This is a genomic window from Pantoea sp. C2G6, from assembly GCF_051336815.1.
GTDB lineage: Bacteria > Pseudomonadota > Gammaproteobacteria > Enterobacterales > Enterobacteriaceae > Pantoea.
The window spans coordinates 95,929-115,222 of sequence record NZ_JBGMNJ010000011.1 but is presented as its reverse complement, the minus strand read 5'-3'; the positions used below and the strand labels follow the sequence as shown (position 1 = coordinate 115,222).

Below are 19,294 nucleotides of genomic sequence, written 5' to 3'. Positions count from 1 at the left end.
GGTTTTAACAATTGAAATCTCCATTCCGATCGCTATTGCCGATCATAATGGCGGGGGTATAATTTTCCTCAGTTAAATAGAATCAGGGCAAATCAGTTTTGACACCTTATTTTCGAAATACTCAGGATGTCGGATATGAATTATTGTCAAAAGAAGAAATGATAAAAAGGTTGAGCTATTACGGCTTTTCTGAAGTTGCGGATATTCTGCGGTTCATAAAGCTGGTTTGCTCATCGCCTCCTGATCTGATTGACTTTACTTATATCCGCAATAAAGTGGGCTCATGCCTTGATCATAATGACGACGGCAGCGAATATTTTATCGGCCTCAGAGAGTTTGCCTCCGAGCTGGACGCAGTTCTCTATTACATCGGACGATAATAATCCCTCTCCCGGGGAGAAATGATCATCAAGCTGAAGCTGTCAGATAGCAAAACCAATAGATTATCCCGTTATCCTGACGGATGGGTGACAAGCTTAACCAGGTTAACTTTCACCCTGATTTGAGCAATTCCCCTCTCTGTTCTACCTTCAGACCGGTACGTTAATCCCATGACATTTACCGGAGGCCCGATGACAGACGTTCATAATACCGCCGCCTACAGGGGCACCCTGTTTTTTGATGTTAACGAAACCCTGCTGGACACCGCCGTACTGAACCAGGCGGTAGCACAGCGGCTGGGCGACAGACCAGAACGGGCCGAGGCCTGGTTTACTTCTGTTCTGCATCATTCGCTGGTCGAGTCGGTGAGCGGCAGCTGGCACAATTTTGGCGAGATCGCAGAAGCGGTACTGGCGATGACCGCCGCGCGTTATGGCGTGACTTTGCCGGAGAATGCCACACCGCTGGCGGATATTATCGCATCCATGCCCGCGCATCCTGATGTTGCGGCAGGCTTAGCGGCGCTGCGACAGCAGGGTTATACGCTGGTTGCGCTGACCAACTCCTCGGCGGCGCTGGCGGAGAAACAGCTCAGCTCTGCCGGGCTTGCGCCGCTGTTCAGTCGCATCCTCAGCGTTGAGCAGCCGCAGATTTATAAGCCCGATCTGAGAGTCTATCGCTGGGCGATGGAAGAGATGGATAAGCCTGTGGCTGCGTGCATGATGGTGGCAGCCCACGGCTGGGATGTCGGCGGCGCCAAGCGCGCAGGTATGAAAACCGCTTTTATCTCCCGCAAAGGGCAGGCGCTCTTTCCGCTGGCTCCTGCTCCCGATCTGATCGTCAGCGACATCGCTGCCCTGGCAGAAGAGATTAAACCGCTCTGCTGAATCAGGTCAGAAAAGTGACGTGACCCGGTCACTCAGGTTTCCTGATCGTCGAATGCGGATCTGACCGCCTCCACCACCCGCTGCGCGGTCGCTGCGTCATCCAGCAGCGGGAAGGTTTTTTTCAGCTTGCCGGAGATCTGCCAGCCATTCTCCTTCAGCGATCGGATGATTCGGCTGGCGTCCTGATCGGGCATCTCAATCACCTCTTTCAGCGCCTGCTGCGCGCGCTGAAAGATCACCAGCACCCGCGCTTCATCGGCCATCCCGGTCAGCACCGTATGTTCAACCACTCTGGCGGTGTAGAGCACATGCCCGGTTAAATCGGGATAGCGCCAGGCAAACCGGGCATCGTTGTATTCGCTGAAGCTGAAGTTACTCAGCGTGCCATCTTCATAGGTTTTCAGCTCGCCAAAGCGATAGCAGCCGGCATAGCGCCGCATCAGCTGTTTTGAAAAAATATCCAATGTGCGATCGTAACCGACCCGAAAATCCATGGAGCTGGTAATGGTGGCTGAGACCGGCAGGATCACCCCATCCGGTATCGCGCCGTCGCGGATCAGCGTGTCGTTGATGAGAAAGCGATGGATGCGGCCATTGCCGTCACGCATCGGATGGATATAGACGAAGCCGAACGCGATGACCCCGGCACGGGCCAGCGGCGCGGCGCCCTGCGTCGCCTGCTCAAAGGCTTTCAGTCCCTGCATAAAGCGCGGAACATCTTCATAGTGCGGCGCAATATAGTGGACGATGTCCTCGCGCATCGTCGACTGGCCAACAAACACCGGCGAGCGTCGCAGACCCAGTCCCAGCGCCTCCCTGCCCAGAATGCCCTGCTGGATGGTGTGCAGACTGGCATCGCTGAGTGGATCGTCAAGCTGACCGCAATATTGCGCAATTACGTGGGCGAAGCGCTGAATGCGATCGCCCTGATCGGCCTCTTTCTCAATCAGGAAGCTGGCCCGCGACTCTTTAAAGGTGAGCCAGCTGGCGGTGCGCATCAGAATATCTGCGCCAAAGGTGTTATCCAGCTCGGTAAAGGCGCTGTTGAGATCAAACGCCAGCGCCTGTTCAACCGCCGCAGTGCGGCGTACCAGCGGGCAGAAGTCCACCGTTCCCGGCAGGTTATCATTGATGCGCCAGCGTCTGGCGCGCCTGACCGTGGTGCGGGTCAGGTACGCTTTGGATGAGATCGCCTCTATGTAGCCGCCATTGCTGACATCCGGCACCTGTAGCCTCTCACCGGTCAGCCACTCATAGAGAAAGCCAGCGCGGCGCGCATACTGTCCGAACGGCTCGCGGCGGCACCAGCTCTCCAGCGGTTCAGGACCGATGGCGGCGAACAGGCGGGCAAAAAATTCCAGATGGATCTCTTCATATTTGAGGCCAAAGGCGAAATGACCGGCGAAATCATCTTCCGGCTGATAGCCTGGCGGATAGTGATTCTCCAGCCGTCCCTGACTCTCATGGCGGGAGCGGACCGTGCCGATGGCGGATGTTACCCGCAGCGGCTGCACCAGCTGAAGGGAATAACGTTCACAGAGTGCGCTGAAGCCGACCAGCATGGCGAATCCTTTATCAGAAGCCTTAAAAAGATAACAGGAGCCAGATCTAACATGAAAACAGTAATTTCGCCAGGCTTAAGACATTAATCTTTGCCCGAAAATGATAATAAATCAGCCGTTCAGCGCTAAAAAGATAAATTCAGGGTTTAACCACGATGCACAGCAGGCCGATGACGATCATTATTACTCCCGCCAGGCTATGCCAGCTGAAAGCCTCATGAAACACTGGCAGGCAGACCGCGACCAGCCACACCAGCACGTAACTGAGGCTGAGCAGCGGATAGACCCGGTTCAGCGGAAAAGAGTGCAGCGCCCGGATCCAGCAGAGCATCGAGAGGCCGTAAGCCCCCAGTCCGCACAGCAGCAGCAGCACGGGCAGCGGGGCGACAGCGGGCAGCGACATCATGCTGCTGACGTCCGGCAGCCGCGGCATCGCCCAGCGCATCATCAGCTGCGCCGCCGAAACTAACAGCACGCTACACGCGACCCATCCGTAGCCCCTCATAGCTGGCTGGCCATCAGCGCGACGCCCGTGACCACCAGCAGCGTACCCACGATCTGGCGCAGGGTTAACCGCTCGCGCCACAGCATCCGTCCGGCCAGCGCCACAAAAATAAAGTTGAGGCTCAGCATCGGATAGGCCTGGCTGACCGGCACGCGCTGCAACACCACCAGCCAGATAAGCATCGCGAAGCCTAACAGCAGCATGCTCACCATAATCCAGCGCATCGTACTGCGGCGTGTGGCGGCGCGCGTCGCCTGCTTCTGGCAGAGCTGCGCGCTACAGCTGAGCAGACTTACCACGATAATCAGCAGCAGCATCAGGGTTGCTGGCTGTAATAGAGGCAGACCAGTCTGCCCTGGCGATAAACCGCATCCGGCACCGGCACATTCTCCCCGATGTCGCTATGCGCCGAATCCACCAGTAGCAGCAGCGAGACACTGCCGCTGCGGCGATGCTCAGCCAGCCAGCCGCTAAAAGCCGCGCTGCTGACAAAGCGGGACTGCGCATCCGGGTAGCTCAGCCCATACTCCAGCTCACCTTTGGTGTCATAGAAACCGATGTCGCTGCGTTGCAGATGCCAGGCCACCGCCGACGCCACGCCGGGATTGTCCGCCAGAATATAGCGACTGGCGGCCAGCCGCTGCCCGATCGCCGCGACAAAATGTTGCGGCTGTTTGGCGTCGCGTATTTTATCGGGGATGGCTGAACCCACTGTCAGCGCGAGGATCAGCGGACAGAGCGCCGCTGCCAGCCAGCGGCGCTGAGACCCCCGGCAACTGAACGCGCCGGTCAGCGCCCAGCCGAGAAACGCCAGCGCAGCCAGCGCCAGCTTCAGCATCTCGTGCGCGGCAAACAGCGGATGATGGGTCAGGCTCCAGGGAGCCAGCACCAGCAGCAGGGCGGCCAGCCCGATCACGCCAAAGAGCAGGTTCAGCCAGCCATTTATGGCTAACGCGCGCCCTGCCCGCTGCGCGGCGTTCAGGCCGTAGTGCGCCATCAGCAGCGACAGCGGCACAAAACAGGGCAGGATGTAGGTTGGCAGCTTGCCTTTTGCCAGGCTGAAAAACAGCAGCGGCATTACCGTCCAGCTCAGCAGATAGAGCGCGCCGGGATGGCGCTGACGTTCACGCCAGCCGCTGATCAGCGCGCCGGGCAGCAACGCCATCCAGGGCAATGTCCCCAGCAGCAACACCGGCAGGTAGTACCAGAAAGGCGCTTTGTGCTGGGCATTATCTTCCGCGAAGCGCTGGATATGCTCAACCCAGAAGAAGTAGTGCCAGAAATCGGGGGCCTGACGCGCGATCGCCAGCACCCAGGGTAAGCTGATCGCCGCCGCGGAGAGCAGCGCCAGCGGCCCGAAGCAGAGCAGTTCGCGCAGCCGCTGCCGCCAGATCGCCCAGGGCAGGATCGCCAGCACCGGCAGCGCCAGCGCCAGAAAGCCTTTGGTCATAAAGCCCATGCCGCAGGCGAGCCCCAGCAGCAGATAGCCACCGGCGCGCGAGGCACCGCCCTTCGCTTCCGTCGCCAGCCAGAAGCTGCACATTGCGGCCGCCAGCCAGAGCATCAGCATCGGGTCGAGCACCGCATAGGTGCCGACGCCATAGACCAGCAGTGAACTGAGGAAAATCAGACTACCGACAGCGGCGGTGCGGGCCGAACCAAACAGCCGCCGGCCAAGCCAGTAGATCAGCGCGGCGGTCAGCGCCGTCGAGAATATCGATCCGGCCCGCACGCCAAAATTGTTGTGACCAAACAGCCACTGACCCAGCGAGTTGACCCAGTAGCCTGCAATCGGTTTTTCAAAATAGCGCAGGCCAAAGAAGTGCGGTGTAACCCAGTTGCCGGTGGCCAGCATCTCCCGGCTGATCTCCGCATAGCGGGTCTCATCCGGCTGCCAGAGGTCACGGAACACCGGCGGGATCAGATAGTAGAGCGTAAAAAAGCTGAACAACAGCAGCCATCGGGTGGTGTTACGTATCTGCACTATTTCGCCTCTTCCATTGTTTTCTGACAGCCGAGCCACCCTTCCCGCCCGGCGATCTCCCCTCTGACCACTTTGCCCACCGGCAGCGTGGTGAGATCCGCAGGCAGCAGCTCGCTTAACGGACAGAACTGAATACCGTGGCGGGCTGCCGCGCTGAGAAGCAGGTTAAAATCGGGGCAACCGATGATCCCCTCGACTTCGGCGTGAACGGTGTAAACCGCTCCGTCGTCCGCCGCGAGCATCTTCGCCAGAATGTAGTCGTTGTACTCTTCCGCGCTGACTTCGCGGCCCACCACTTCATCCCAGGTAGGCAGCGTCACCGGGATCTGCACCGTGCCGATCGTGCCATCCGGCAGCAGCGGCCGGAAAGGACCGCTGCCGCGGCAGTCGCTGTTGTAGTGAAAGCCAAAACGCTGTTTCGCGGCGATCACCCGACCATCGGCGCGCCAGCCCGCCACCGCTGAGCAGCTGACTGGCTGACCGAGGATCGCACTGAGTGTCTCGATGCCGCGCGCTATCTGACTGACCAGCTTCTCTTCCGGCCAGACGCCCGCCCAGGTCTGCCAGGCGAAGTGATCCCAGGCGTGCAGGCCCACCTCATGCTGCCGGGCGGTCTGCTGCATAATCTGCCGCAAACCGCGACCCATCTGTCTGCCCGGCCAGGCCGTTCCGGCGAGCAGAATATCCCAGCCATAGAGTGAGGCGGCGCGGGATCGCAGCATCTTCCAGAGAAAGGCGGGCTTTATCAGCCGCCAGAGATGACGTCCCATGTTGTCCGGCCCGACGCTGAAGAAAAAACTGGCCCGCACCCCATGGAGCCGGAACAGCTCAAGCAGCGCCGGCACGCCCCGCTGCGTGCCGCGCCAGGTATCCACGTCAATCCGCAGACCGATCTTCTTCATCACTAATCAGCCTGTTTCTCAAGGGTGCGCAGGAAGAAATCGAGCGTGTTGTCGATGGTGACATCCATCGTCACGGTCGGCGTCCAGCCGAGTAAGCGACGCGCATTACGGATGGCGGGTTTACGGTGCTCCACATCCTGGTAACCTTTACCGTAGTAGCTGCTGCTCTCCACTTCGCGGAAACCGGCAAACGGCGGGAACTGACTGCGCAGCGGATGGCGCTCGAAGCTGGCCAGCAGCTGCTCGGCCAGCTCTTTGATACTCGCTTCGTTGTCCGGGTTACCGATATTGATGATCTGACCATCACAATTCTGCTGTTTGTTTTCGATAATGCGGAACAGTGCTTCCACGCCATCCTGAATATCGGTAAAGCAGCGCTTCTGCTTGCCGCCGTCGATCAGCTTGATGGGCGAGCCTTCCACCAGGTTGAGGATCAGCTGGGTAATGGCGCGTGAGCTGCCGATGCGTGCCGCATTGAGATTGTCGAGGCGCGGCCCCATCCAGTTGAAGGGACGGAACAGGGTAAAACGCAGCCCCTCTTTTTCGCCATAGGCCCAGATCACCCGGTCCAGCAGCTGTTTAGAGACCGAGTAGATCCAGCGCTGTTTGTTAATCGGTCCGACCACCAGATTAGAGCTATCCTCGTCGAAGCTGGCATCGGTACACATGCCGTAGACCTCAGAAGTGGATGGGAAAATGATGCGCTTCTGATACTTCACGCAGTCGCGAATGATTTTCAGGTTCTCTTCGAAATCGAGTTCAAATACGCGCAGTGGATTGCGGGTGTATTCAATCGGCGTAGCGATCGCCACCAGCGGCAGGATGACGTCACATTTTTTGATGTGATACTCAATCCATTCGGAGTGGATGGCGATGTCCCCTTCGACGAAATGGAAGCGCGGATGATCGAGGAAGCGACTGATGGCGTCTGAGCTGATGTCCAGCCCATAGACCTCAAAATGCTCATCCTGCAACAGGCGCTCGGTAAGGTGATTGCCGATAAAGCCGTTAACGCCGAGGATCAGCACGCGGGTGCGGCGTTGCAGCGCAGACTGCGGCTGTGAGTAAAGCAGTGCGCCTGGCACCATGCCCAGACTCTGCGCCAGCTGACTGCCATTCATATAGACGCCATGCTCAGACTGGCCGGTCAGGATCTCAAGCGCGCCCTCGCCACAGGCGATCAGGAACGGCTGCTTAGAGATGACCGTGCCCGGCTTCGCATGATGCTGCTGCGGATGAACCCGGCTTTTCCAGACGATGAATCTGACCGAGCCCGCAAAGGCATAAGCGCCAGGCCAGGGATCGGTGACCGCCCGGACCAGGTTGTGAATCGCTTCGGCAGGCTGATGCCAGTCGATGCGGCCATCTTCCGCCGTGCGACGGCCCACTCGGGTCGCCTGGCTCTCATCCTGCGCCCACTCCGTCACTTCACCCTGACGCAGACGCGGCAGCACGTCGCCAAGCAGCTGCTCTGCGGCCTGGGTCAGTTTGCGGTGCAGCGTCAGCGCGTTGTCCTGATCCTCAATGGCGACCTTCTGCTGTGCCAGAATATTGCCGGCATCGGCGCGCTTCACCATGCGATGCAGCGTGACGCCGGTTTCACGCTCGCCGTTGATCAGCGCCCAGTTAAGCGGCGCGCGACCCCGGTATTTGGGCAGCAGCGAGCCATGCAGGTTAAAGGCCCCCTTTTCAGCACATTGCAGGATCTCATCGCTCAGCAGATGGCGATAGTAGAAGGAGAAAATCATCTCTGGCGCCATGCTGCGGATGCGGTCGAGCCAGATCGGGTGGTTCGCCTCGTCCGGGGCATAGACCGGGATACCATGCTCCGCCGCCAGCCGCGCTACTGAGCCGAAAAAGTGATTTTCGGTCGCCACATCGTTGTGAGTAAAAATGGCGGTGATCTCATAGCCTGCGCTCAGCAGCGCATTGATGCCGACACAGCCCATGTCGTGATAGGCGAAAACAACGGTCTTCATGATTGATTATCCTGTACTGAAGGCTCTTCTGGAGCCTGAACAATGCGTTGAACGAAATAGCGCGGACGCGCCCGGACGTCGTTATAAATACGCCCGATGTACTCTCCGAGCAGTCCCATACCCACAAACTGGGCACCGATAAACATGAACAGCACGGCGAACAGCACGAAGACGCCGTCACCCGCCCAGGCCGCGCCGAAAAAGAGCCGCAGCACGATCAGCACCAGCGAAAAGGCGAAGCCGGAGAGGGCAATCAGGCTGCCGACCACGCTGAGCAGACGCAGCGGCGTAGTGGTCAGGCAGGTCACCAGGTCGTACATCAGGTTGATCAGCCGCATAAAGCTGTATTTCGAGTCGCCAAAGGCCCGCTCGGCGTGGATCACCGGCAGTTCAATGGTGTTTCGGGCAAAGGTGTTAGCCAGAATCGGAATGAAGGTGCTGCGTTCGTGACAGTTGAGCATCGCCTCGACAATGTGCCGACGATAGGCGCGCAGCATGCAGCCGTAGTCGCCCATCGCTTTGCCGGTCACCCGCTGGATCAGCCGGTTAAGGGTGCGCGAGGCAGTACGCCGGAACCAGCTATCCTGGCGCTGCTGACGCACCGTTCCCACCACGTCATACCCCTGACGCGCGGCTTCAACCAGCCGCGGGATCTCTTCCGGTGGGTTTTGCAGATCGGCATCCAGCGTGATGATCAGATCACCCTGCACCTGGCTGAAACCCGCCATAATGGCGGAGTGCTGGCCATAGTTACGGTTGAGCAGCACGCCGGTTATCCGGCTGCCAGGCACGGTGGCGGCCTGCTCAATCAGCTCCGCGGAGCGATCGCTGCTGCCGTCATCCACCAGCAGAATTTCATACTCAAGCTGTAAGGGTTCACAGGCGGCGACGGTGCGCTGAAGCAGCTCCGGCAGGCTCTCCTGCTCGTTGTAGACCGGAATGACCACTGAGAGCATGTTGATCGGTTTACTATCGCGCATCTCAGGCTCCGGCAATGTCATGTAAAGCTGCAATCACCCGTTCGACATCCTGATCCGTCATCGACGGAAACAGCGGAATGGAACACATCTGCTGACTGTTACGTTCACTCACCGGCAGACGCAAATCGGGATAGCGCTCGCGGTAGTACTTGTGGGTATGGGCGGCGCGGAAGTGCAGGCCACTGCCGATATTGCGTTCTTTCAGCGCCTGCATAAACGCATCCCGCGACAGCCCGCAACGCTGTTCATCGACGCGCAGAATAAACAGATGCCAGGCGTGCTGGTGCGGCCAGGCGGGCAGTGACAGCGGCGTAAATGGCAGGTCAGGCAACGCCGCAAGATAGCGTTCAGCAATCTCACGGCGGCGGGCGATAAAGCCCGGCAGCTTTTGCAGCTGTACCAGCGCAATGGCGGCGCTGATGTCGGGCAGATTGTATTTAAAGCCCGGCATCATCACTTCCGCCTGCGGCAGACGCCCCTGGGTCTGGCGATCAAACGCATCCACCGCCAGGCCGTGAAACTTCAGGCTGCGGATACGGTCGGCCAGCGCGGCATCATCGGTCACTACCAGTCCGCCTTCTGCACAGGTGATGTTTTTGATGGCGTGGAAAGAGAAAATTGCGGTGCCACGGACGCCGATCGGCTCTCCCCGATAGGTGGTGCCTACCGCATGGGCCGCGTCTTCAATAATGGCGATGCCATGTTGATCCGCCAGCTGATAGAGCGGGGCGAGATCGGCGGGCGCACCGGCATAATGCACCGGTATGATGGCACGGGTGCGCGGCGTAATCGCCCGGGCGACCTGTTCCGCTGTCACCATCAGGTTGTCAGGGTCCACATCAATCATCACCGGCGTCGCGCCCAGCAGCGTAATCAGATTCAGGGTAGAGACCCAGGTCAGCGATGGCGTGATCACCTCATCTCCCGGTTTGATCCCCATCGCCAGCAGCGTGACATGCATACCTGCCGTGGCCGAGCTGACAGCAATCGCGTGCTGATTGCCGGTGAGCTGGATAAAGGCCTGCTCCAGCTCGGCACATCGGGCACCGGTGGTTATCCAGCCAGAGTCAAATACCGCTTTTACAGCGGCCAGCTCCTCATCACCAAACGAGGGGCGGGAAAAAGGCAAAAAATCCATGCTAAAACTCCTGCAAATCATACCCATAAGCGATCGCGCGTTGTTAATCGGGCACAACGCCAGAAACGAAATCGAAATAGCGGTTTATCAGCGTCCGGTCAGCGGGGGAATAGCGCCACCGCTCCCCTTCGGGAATACTATTTACCGGGTTGCGAATACAAATTAGCGTATGAATGTTAACTGAACATTAAATGGAGAGGATTATTTTCAATAAAATCAAAGCGGATTCATTTAATGATCTTTGAAAAAGTTCATTTCTGAATATTAATATTTGCGCTGTTCGTCACTCTTTTTACTTTATTGATGCTCTGTTTAAAAATCACCGACGTAGTGCGCAGATCGCAATAGCGGGCATGTCAGATAAAATAAACCAGCGCTACAGGTAATTTAATTGCAACTCATTGAATATTAATAGTTAAAAAAGAGTGGTTTTTAACGGGGACGGGACGGAATAAACCGCACCGGGCCAGCGCGCCGTTTAAAGCAAGTCAATATGGCGGGCCTTAAGGTAATCTTAATAATAATCGCGGCCGCAAACATGACTTGATACTCATCATTACAACGCGACGCTCCCATTTGTCATCAATAGTTAATATTCCTCAGAATATCTGTGCATCGCAGGTAAAAATAGTGCTAAAAGGATGAATAAATTCGCCACGTCAGGCGTTAACGTCTGGCCTGCGCCATAAAGAGAATAATTCTGATGAAGCCTGTTACCTGCCTGCTCAGCCTGATAATTGCTTTCAGCCCGATGTTGCACGCCGCAGCGAAAACCTACGCGATAGCGCCTGATAAAACCTCGATAGGACTCTCCTGGCGCGCTTTTGGTCATGCGTTTTCGCAGGCGCGTTTACAGGGCGTGACCGGCACGGTCACGCTCAATCCTGCCGAAGATCGTGACGACCATATCGAGGTAAAAATTCCGGTCGCGACGCTGGTGGCGTCCAATACGCTGTTAACCTGGCAGCTGAAAAGTGATCTGTTCTTTGATGCGCAGCACTATCCTGAGATCCATTTTATCAGCACCCGGGTGGTTTCGCTGGGCGCGGGGAAGTACCGGATTTTTGGTACGCTATCGGTTAAAGATGTCAGCCGCCCAATCATCATGCTGGCGTCGCTGGACAGCGGACAGGCGATCGATCCCGCGTCACCGGCGCTGGCGCTGCATGCCTCAACGGCCATCTCCCGCACCGCCTTCCGGGTAGACCGGCTGGTCGGCGTGGTGGATGACCGGGTAGAGATTGCGCTGACCATTGCCGCCAGGGCGTCGTCGCCGCTGTAGCGGCAGGCCGGACGCCCTCTGCCGTTGCGATCAGCTCAGCGCTGATCGCAATTTATCTGCGGTGTCGCTCAGCTGTGACGGGGGATTACGGCCAATCAGCACATACTGATAGCCGTTACGCTGCCACCAGGCAAGATGCATGCCGTGACGCTGTTCACGTCCGGTGCTGTCGTCTTCATGCTGCGCCGGAGAGATGCAGAGCGCCATCGGACCATAATCGGCATGCAGCCAGGCAATCTGAGCAATCGAGGTGCGATCGTAGCGCAGAATGCGCACTATCTTCAGTTCAGCGCCCGGCAGCGTCAGTTGCTGCGGGTTGATCTGCAATCCCAGGTCGAGCCGGGCCCGCGCCAATCCCCGTTGCAGCGTGACGCCATCATCCGGGATGTCGGCCAGGGTTTCGGCGCTGTAGAGCGACATATAACGCGCCTCCAGATCGCGGATAGTCTGATTCTCATCAGCCTCCTCCTCTTCCGGCCGCGCGACAAACCCGATACCGGCACCCACCAGTAAAAAGCTCACTGACGCGGCAAGCAGCGCACGACGGCTGTAGCCCGCCACCGGCACCGGATCCGCTGCGGGGATGGCAGCCAGCCGCTGCGCCATTCTCGCCTGCGGGGCCTGTTGCAGAAGCGGCGCAAAGGCCGACTCAAAATCGAGGCTGCTGGCACGGAACAGCTCAACCCGACGCGCCAGTTCAGGATCGTCACTGAGCGCTCGCGTAAACTGAGCCGCCTCCTGGGGAGACATCTCACCATCCAGCCAGGCCACAATCGCCTCATCACGCCACGGTGGGCTAAAGGTTTCCCTGCTCATTTGTGATTCTCCTGCGGTGCTGACGCTGTTGCTGACAGCCTGGCCAGCGTGGCGCGGGCCGCGGCCAGACGGCTCATAATGGTGCCGATCGGCACCGCCAGCGTTTCTGCCGCCTCCTGATAGGTCAGTCCTTCAACGTAAACTAAAAACAGCGCGTTGCGCTGCGCCTCCGGCAGTGCATGGACCTGTTGCATGATGCGCTGAAAGTGCCGGCTGTCGTCATCAGCGGCGTGTCGGTCTGACGCCAGCAGCGCGTCAGGATCGACAAAGCCCTGTCCCTGCCGCACTTTGCGCGCCCGCAACTCGCTGATCCAGATGGAGTGGAGGATTGAAAACAGCCATCTGTCGATGCGCGTCCCCGGCGTAAACTGCGCGCTCCTTTCGAGCGCACGCACGCAGGTTGACTGCACCAGCTCTTCGGCCAGGTCACGGTTGTGCGACAGCACGTAGCCATAACGCCAGAGTCGGGTCAGGTGCTCAGCAAGCTGCTGACGAATATCACGGTAAGTAATGTTGTGATCCTCGCTGCCGCATCAGGCCTCGGGATGGCCATTAATCGCCGACTGGAGATCGCGATATTCTTCGCAATCGGTTCCGCAGATGCCGGCAATGGTTTTTAGCTGTTCGCGGGCCAGGTCAGGACGCCCTTTGATCATCCAGGCTTCGCCCAGATATTCACGCACTTTAGCGTAACGGGGATCGAGCGCAATGGCGCGCTGATAATAGCCGATGCCCTCATCGGTGCGGCCCAGCTTACGGGTGGCATAACCGCGATAATTCCAGGCTTCACGGGTATCCGGGTTTTTCAGCGTATCGAGTAAGTTCAGTGCGGCCTGGTATTCGCCTTTTTTCGCCAGGTGATAGGCGTAGCCGGTTTTATCGCCATCACTGAGCTTGCTGCTCTTCTCCGGCACACAGCTTTTAGTCTGGCTGTCATAGACCTGTCCCGTGGGACAGTCGGGTATCTTTTTATCACTGTCATTATCGCCCATCGCCATGCTCAGCGGAGCGTGCAGCATCAGCAGCAGTGCAGACGTGGCAAACAGCGGGAAAGCAGAATGCTTATTCATGATTTTTCCTTCTCGGGTCAGATGAGGCAGGGAATAAAACCAGCCGGAAGCGATCGGCATCACGGCGCTGTGGAGTAAACACTTCAGCGCCGGTTTCTATTCGCTCAAAACCAGAAAATTTTTTGCGCCCAGCCGCCCCGCTGCGGCTGAAAGGTTGCCGGAGCGAGCACGGCGGGCTGGTTCCGCTGACCCTCACCCGACCCTGAGATCAGATAACCTGCCCTCTCATTAGTCAGATAAACCAGAATAAATCTAAATATTAAAATATAAACCTATATTAAATCATTTTTTAGTTTTAAAGTTCCAATATACCTGGTGGCCGTTACTATTCCTGTCGCTTATCAGGAGATTCTGGTGAGGGAGTGAATTGGCGCTGAGCACAGGATTGATTGCGCCCAGGCTCATTTTTACAGGCTAACGTTAGCAAGAAAAATTATGGACAAAGTCTACTATCTGAATAAGTTAAGAAACTGCCCGTCAAAAGATATTCTCGACATCGTGACCAGTTATATGCGGAAAAAACTGCCGTCTGACGATCTCTCGTCATTCGAAGGGGCCTACGATCATCGTAAAGCTGAGCTGATTATGAATGAGACTTACAGCGAGGTGCCTGTCGAAGTCTGGAGGCTGGTCTGCTGAGCATTCGGAGTATCTGATGCGGGCCGGACAATCTTGATGCAGAGATAAAAGCAGAGCATCACTTATCCTGCCGTGATGCTCTGTTTTACTTCAGCGATGAAGACAGCAAATGGCTGTCAGAAATGATAGGAGAAGCCGATCTGACCGCTGTAATCGGTTTTAAAGACGCCACCAAAACTGGTGTCGACCTTCGCATTCAGTGAGAGATCGGGGGTGATCACCCCTTCCAGCCCCACACTGCCGCGATAACGGTTATCCGACCAGGCGCTGTAGTGCCGGTTTGACTGACGATCGGACAGCGTTGTCACCGAGCCCTTTGTTCCGGGCGAATATTGATATTCAATGCTGGTGCTGAGATTCAGATTCGGCAATCCGGCTCCCAGACCGCGTTTCTCTACCCGGATTCCGCTGGTGGTGAAGTAAGGCGTCGCTGAGCTTAGTGAGACTTCTGCATCTTCACCTTTCAGCCGGTAGCCCGACATCACCCCGCCGCTGATGCCGATGTAAGGCGAGATAAACAGCGTGTCGTCAGCCAGCCCGAACTGATAGCCGCTGCGCAGACTGCCAGCCAGCATCTGACTCTCTTTTTTCACACCGTTGATGCGCAGTGCAGGATCGAGCGTGATCTCCTGGTTCAGGTACATGTAACGGCTGGCCGCGTCGAAAAACCATCCCGCCTCAGACTGCCAGGCGTAGTAGATACCCATAGTGGCCAGACGATGCTGTTCCCTGCCCTCGCCTTTAACTTCGCCCTGGCTATAGCTGGCGCTGATGCCCGCCGTTTGCCCGTTGCTGTGCCTGTCCCAGCCCACATTCAGCGTCTGCTGATGGCTATCCAGACCGAGGAAATGCCCTTTTCGCTGCTCGATTGTCGCCCAGGAGCCGCTGCTTTCCGGGGATGCGCGCAGGCTGTCGCTCCGATCGTGTAGCTGACTGACCGCTTCACTGAAGATGTACTGACGCGAAGCGATCAGGGCGCGTGTCCGCTGGATCAGTGGCAGGTTATCGTAAACGGTGAACCACTCATCCGGGTTAAACGCCGGTTGTTTTGCTGCCTCTTCGGCTTCTTCGGCTTGCTCCTGTGCTTCGGCTTCGGCTTTCTCTTCCGCCTGCTCAGCGGCATTATCCTCAGCGGGGGCTTCCGGTGCAGGGGTCACTTCCGGCGCAGGCGTCGGTTCTGGCTCAGGGGTGACTTCCGGCGCAGGCGTCGGTTCTGGTTCAGGGGTCACTTCCGGCGCAGGCGTCGGTTCCGGCTCAGGGGTGACTTCCGGCGCAGGCGTCGGGTCTGGCTCAGGGGTCACTTCCGGCGCAGGCGTCGGGTCTGGCTCAGGGGTGACTTCCGGCGCAGGCGTCGGGTCTGGCTCAGGGGTGACTTCCGGCGCAGGCGTCGGATCTGGCTCAGGGGTGACTTCCGGCGCAGGCGTCGGTTCTGGCTCAGGGGTGACTTCTGGCGCAGGCGTCGGTTCCGGCTCAGGGGGCACTTCCGGCTCTGCCGACTGGTTTCGTTCGAGCACCCACAGCACCCGGTCGTTATCCTCCTTCACCTGATAATTTGGGGTATAAACGCTGAAGCCGCTATAACTGTCCGCAAAAGAGAAATAGCTGTGCGATGTCCCGGCAGGGGCGTCAACCATAACCAGATCCTGGGTCAGTGCGACCTGCTCATCGTTGCTTACCAGCAGGCTCACATCCAGCAGGTTATCGCCGCCGCTCGCCGAATTTTTCACAATCAGCTTATCGCTTTCCAGCGTGGACGGTTTCACTCCTAACATCAGGTTCAGACCCGTTGCATCCAGTGAATCAACATTCAGCGTTTTCGCGCTCCAGTCGGTCGCTGGCACCATGGAAAGCGTCGACCCATTTTCTGCCAGCAACGAGGTGACGTGACTGTCGCCGGTCATATTCCATGTCGCATTGGCATCCAGCGTCATACGACTGCTGCCGGTTGAGGTCACCGCCCCCTGATAATTCACCTTCCCCAGATAGAGTGATGCATTCTCAGCCAGCTGAACATCCCCTTCAACTTCACTGGCGGGCAGCAGCGCCAGCGCCTCCGCGCTGCGCACCGGCTGGCTACAGGTCACATCATCGGAGTAGATCGCGGAGTAGCAACGCCAGCTCTTCTCCGCTGCCTGCTGGCTGTCGTTATAGCCGAACGAGAGGGTTGCCCCGTCAGCAGCGACAATGCTGGCGTTGACCGCCGCATATTCACCCACCTGAAAATGCGCGCCCTGGCTGACAGTGATCTGATCCGCCTTGAATAAGGAGGTATTCCAGTCATCATCAATCACTACCCCGCCCGCATGGGCGACCGGCTGCCCGGAGAGGATCACGGTGTTATTCTCAACGTTAAGGTTGCCATTCAGGTTCATCCCGCCTGTCAGCGCCATTATCGACGTGGCGTTTTGCGGCAGAACATTGACATTCATCACCCCGTTAACCGCGTTTTCCAGGGTCTCTCCCAAAAAGCCGCGGAATACCTGCATGTTCAGCTGTGTCAGGCGATGGTTAATCGCGGCATCCGCATCTGTTCCCAGGTAAGTCCAGGTTGAAGTTGAGCTTTTATCGGTGGGGAAATACCAGTATGACTCGGTATTTAACTGAAAATATTCAGTATCTTTCGTATAGGGATTTTTGTAGACGTAGATGTTACCGGGCGTCCCCTCTGAATTGCTTTCGCTAAAGGTGTAAAAGGGAACGTCTGCTGCGGTATAGCCCGTGAGGTTGAGCGTAGCGTCTTTGTTACTGTGGTTAACCAGGGTCGCACCGCTGTCAGTATGGTTAATCTTTTTGAAACTCAGCGCATTGCCGTTTAAATCTAACCGACCGCCACGATAGCCAAAATAGATCTGGTCAGCAGCGACCTGTTTCCCGTCATTTAGCGTGACGGTCGGCCGGCCGCTGACCAGCGTGACGGAAGAGAAAGCCTGTTTGTTGCCTGCGGCATCTGCCTGCTGATCGAGAATAACCGTCCCGTCACCCACATTCAGTGAACCTGGATTTACGCCCTCAGCATTAACATGCAGGGTACCCGCACCGATCTTATGCAGGGCGTCGTTGGCGACTCCATTCACCTGCCACAACACATCTTTATCGGCGTCAACCTCAATTCCGCCTCCTGCCCAGGTTGCATTGACACCGGTCGCTGAAGTGACAGTGTAATCACTGGAAAACTGAAGTTTGCCCGCCCCCATGTTAACCGGCGTATTCAGCGTGATGACGCCACCAACCCCGTTGAAATGCAGATCTTTAGTCGCATCCAGCTCTGCGCTGCTGGCGGCTGAGGGCGCGACGCTCTGATATTTCGCATCCAGACCCTGCCAGGACCAGAGGCTGCTCCCCTGACTGATTTGCGTCTGATCCCAGTAAATGGGCGTGCTCTGATCGCTGTCAGTGACATCTGGCGAGATATTCGCGGCCTGAACTGACGCGATAAAATCGCCAGGGATATAGTCGGCAATCGAGCGTTTTCTGTAGAGGCCGCTGTCAGAGTCATAGCCGACGTGAACCGCCACCAGTTTCCATTGCTGATCGACATCATCCCAGGCAAACACCGGGCTGCCGCTGTCTCCGGCATTGGCACCGATGGAAAGCGGCGTTGTGTTGGCATCGTCCGGGCCAAGATTGTAATAGCGCAGATAAGAGCCATAGGAGATTTCCCGCACATTCTCCGCACTGATTGTCCCGCCGGTCTTCCAGTCGTATGCGCCGGTAAGGGTGATGCGCTCGGTCTGCTCATCATTGATCTGAGTCTGTGTACCTGTGCCGACCCGGGTATACCAGGAGTAGCGTGACAGGTAGTTGGCCAGAAAATCGGATCGGGTCACAAAGGTATAGGGGGCCGCGTCGGTCACGACTTTATCGAGTCGTGGCGCATGGAAATCATCCGTACTGAGTTCGTTGCGATTGATAAGATTATAAGTGGCGGCATACTGCGCACCGTTGCCAAATGAAACCGTTTTATAACCGCTGTTATGCTTTACGCTGACAATATAGGAGGGTGAGATAAGCGTCGCATAGCCCATTGAGGAGACGCCGCCAAAGTCAGGCATCGGGAAGCCAAGATAAGCAGAGAGCGAACCCTCTTTTTTATACACGGGCGCATTCATCGTGCCGGCGGTAAAATTGCCCAGATTTTCACCAAAATCACGATATTCCTGTACATCAATATCGTTCAGCATTATACCCGCATAAGATTTAGTACAGATAAAGAAGGTGCAGCACAACGCTGCGCTTCTAAAATATTTCAATGGATTATCCTCATGAGGCTATTTTTATTTAAGAAAACTTCCCTGACTTAATAAATACTATCATTACAATAATCTGTGATTAAATCTGATGTGGGTTATTTCATTGACCAGGATCAAAAAAGAACGGAAGATTAGCGTTAAATGCTAGCTAAGCTACTGTATTTAAAGACTATATAAAATCATTGCCAAAATAGAGCAAACATTGATATTTATATGAAAAATGATAAATTATTTATTATAATGGAATGGTCAAATGGATTTGAAATAAAAACGAAAGGACACATATGGATAAAAAACCTGACTGCTAATTAGTAATGTTACCTTGCGACTGCTTTTAATCATCAGCAAGTGATAATGTTCTGGAGATAAACCACAACGGTTGTGATTATTCGCGGGTAAGCTCAGTGCCCGTATTGGCAAAAAAGGAGAGATAAATGAAAAAAGCACTATGGATGATGCTGGCCTTACTCAGCACGGGTGTAGCTTATGCCAGTCAGACAGTGACGGTTGCAGAGGCAAAAAATATGCGTGACGATCGCCATGTGACGCTGACCGGCACGATAACTGGCCGGGCTGACGATGACCACTACTGGCTGAAGGATTCGACCGGTCGCATCCGTATTGACATTGATGACGACGATGATGAAGACGATAGCTATCTGATTGGCAAAAAAGTGCGGATAACCGGTGAAGTAGATCGCGACGATGGGCACAGTGAAATTGATGTTGATCGGATCTTTATCCTGAAATAAAAGGATAATGAAGAAGCATAAAGCCAGTGATTAAGCTGGCTTTTTTAATGAATGCTTTATACGTCCCTTCTGTCAACCAACCCCTTCATTGCAGGAGCTGGCTTTCAGCAAACCATCCTGACCTTCTGTTTATGGTGCAAGCAGTGTGCCTCTAGGCTCATGGCGAA

Annotated in this window: 17 protein-coding genes; 5 read left to right on the top strand and 12 right to left on the bottom strand. The window is 56.5% G+C overall.

Annotated features, from left to right (window positions below):
* The first annotated feature begins 143 nt into the window (after window positions 1-143).
* A complete protein-coding gene (locus tag ACCW71_RS15115; RefSeq protein ID WP_436372706.1) occupies window positions 144-380 on the top strand; it encodes a hypothetical protein in 237 nt (78 codons plus the stop codon).
* 192 nt (window positions 381-572) lie between these two features.
* On the top strand, window positions 573-1,268 hold the full coding sequence (locus ACCW71_RS15110) for a haloacid dehalogenase type II (protein ID WP_436372703.1): 696 nt from the start codon (window positions 573-575) through the stop codon (window positions 1,266-1,268).
* Window positions 1,269-1,300: 32 nt separating this feature from the next.
* Here the strand turns inward: ACCW71_RS15110 and ACCW71_RS15105 are convergent, their stop codons facing one another.
* From ACCW71_RS15105 to arnB, 8 genes are all read right to left on the bottom strand, one after another.
* The gene (locus ACCW71_RS15105; RefSeq protein ID WP_436372700.1) at window positions 1,301-2,830 is read right to left on the bottom strand and encodes a Fic family protein; all 1,530 of its coding nucleotides are present in this window, start codon (window positions 2,828-2,830) and stop codon (window positions 1,301-1,303) included.
* 139 nt (window positions 2,831-2,969) lie between these two features.
* A complete protein-coding gene (gene arnF / locus ACCW71_RS15100; RefSeq protein ID WP_436372698.1) occupies window positions 2,970-3,335 on the bottom strand; it encodes a 4-amino-4-deoxy-L-arabinose-phosphoundecaprenol flippase subunit ArnF in 366 nt (121 codons plus the stop codon).
* Window positions 3,332-3,652 (bottom strand): 4-amino-4-deoxy-L-arabinose-phosphoundecaprenol flippase subunit ArnE, encoded by a 321-nt coding sequence (gene arnE, locus ACCW71_RS15095; protein ID WP_436372697.1) that lies wholly within the window; start codon window positions 3,650-3,652, stop codon window positions 3,332-3,334. The genes arnF and arnE overlap by 4 nt, the downstream gene beginning before the upstream one ends.
* Window positions 3,652-5,313 (bottom strand): lipid IV(A) 4-amino-4-deoxy-L-arabinosyltransferase, encoded by a 1,662-nt coding sequence (arnT, locus tag ACCW71_RS15090; RefSeq protein ID WP_436372754.1) that lies wholly within the window; start codon window positions 5,311-5,313, stop codon window positions 3,652-3,654. Before arnT ends, arnE begins: the two co-directional genes overlap by 1 nt.
* Window positions 5,314-5,318: 5 nt before the next feature.
* On the bottom strand, window positions 5,319-6,221 hold the full coding sequence (arnD, locus tag ACCW71_RS15085) for a 4-deoxy-4-formamido-L-arabinose-phosphoundecaprenol deformylase (RefSeq protein ID WP_436372694.1): 903 nt from the start codon (window positions 6,219-6,221) through the stop codon (window positions 5,319-5,321).
* A 2-nt stretch (window positions 6,222-6,223) separates the two neighbouring features.
* Complete coding sequence (arnA, locus tag ACCW71_RS15080) at window positions 6,224-8,200, bottom strand: bifunctional UDP-4-amino-4-deoxy-L-arabinose formyltransferase/UDP-glucuronic acid oxidase ArnA (protein WP_436372692.1); 1,977 nt, start codon at window positions 8,198-8,200, stop codon at window positions 6,224-6,226.
* Window positions 8,197-9,180, bottom strand: a complete 984-nt coding sequence (gene arnC / locus ACCW71_RS15075; RefSeq protein ID WP_436372690.1) for an undecaprenyl-phosphate 4-deoxy-4-formamido-L-arabinose transferase — start codon at window positions 9,178-9,180, stop codon at window positions 8,197-8,199. Before arnC ends, arnA begins: the two co-directional genes overlap by 4 nt.
* 1 nt (window position 9,181) lies before the next feature.
* Complete coding sequence (gene arnB, locus ACCW71_RS15070; protein WP_436372688.1) at window positions 9,182-10,318, bottom strand: UDP-4-amino-4-deoxy-L-arabinose aminotransferase; 1,137 nt, start codon at window positions 10,316-10,318, stop codon at window positions 9,182-9,184.
* Between the two features lie 703 nt (window positions 10,319-11,021).
* On the opposite strand from arnB, the gene ACCW71_RS15065 reads away from it, so the two are divergent.
* Window positions 11,022-11,600, top strand: coding sequence for a YceI family protein (locus tag ACCW71_RS15065; protein ID WP_436372686.1), 579 nt, complete (start codon window positions 11,022-11,024; stop codon window positions 11,598-11,600).
* 30 nt (window positions 11,601-11,630) lie between these two features.
* On the opposite strand, the gene ACCW71_RS15060 is transcribed toward ACCW71_RS15065, so the two are convergent.
* From ACCW71_RS15060 to ACCW71_RS15050, 3 genes are all read right to left on the bottom strand, one after another.
* Complete coding sequence (locus ACCW71_RS15060; protein WP_436372685.1) at window positions 11,631-12,416, bottom strand: anti-sigma factor family protein; 786 nt, start codon at window positions 12,414-12,416, stop codon at window positions 11,631-11,633.
* Window positions 12,413-12,862, bottom strand: coding sequence for a sigma-70 family RNA polymerase sigma factor (locus tag ACCW71_RS15055; RefSeq protein ID WP_436372682.1), 450 nt, complete (start codon window positions 12,860-12,862; stop codon window positions 12,413-12,415). The genes ACCW71_RS15060 and ACCW71_RS15055 overlap by 4 nt, the downstream gene beginning before the upstream one ends.
* An 87-nt stretch (window positions 12,863-12,949) precedes the next feature.
* Entirely contained in the window at window positions 12,950-13,435 is a 486-nt protein-coding gene (locus tag ACCW71_RS15050; protein ID WP_436372753.1) for a tetratricopeptide repeat protein, read from the bottom strand.
* A 486-nt stretch (window positions 13,436-13,921) separates the two neighbouring features.
* Between ACCW71_RS15050 and ACCW71_RS15045 the strand changes: the two genes are divergently transcribed.
* Window positions 13,922-14,125: an Hha/YmoA family nucleoid-associated regulatory protein gene (locus ACCW71_RS15045; protein ID WP_436372680.1), complete on the top strand. Its 204-nt coding sequence runs from the start codon at window positions 13,922-13,924 to the stop codon at window positions 14,123-14,125.
* Window positions 14,126-14,241: 116 nt separating this feature from the next.
* Here ACCW71_RS15045 and ACCW71_RS15040 read toward each other — a convergent pair whose 3' ends face one another.
* Window positions 14,242-18,306, bottom strand: coding sequence for a S6 family peptidase (locus tag ACCW71_RS15040; RefSeq protein WP_436372678.1), 4,065 nt, complete (start codon window positions 18,304-18,306; stop codon window positions 14,242-14,244).
* Between the two features lie 503 nt (window positions 18,307-18,809).
* On the opposite strand from ACCW71_RS15040, the gene ACCW71_RS15035 reads away from it, so the two are divergent.
* Window positions 18,810-19,127 carry a NirD/YgiW/YdeI family stress tolerance protein gene (locus ACCW71_RS15035; protein ID WP_436372676.1) on the top strand — a complete coding sequence of 106 codons (318 nt, stop codon included), beginning with the start codon at window positions 18,810-18,812 and terminating at the stop codon, window positions 19,125-19,127.
* Window positions 19,128-19,294 lie beyond the last annotated feature (167 nt).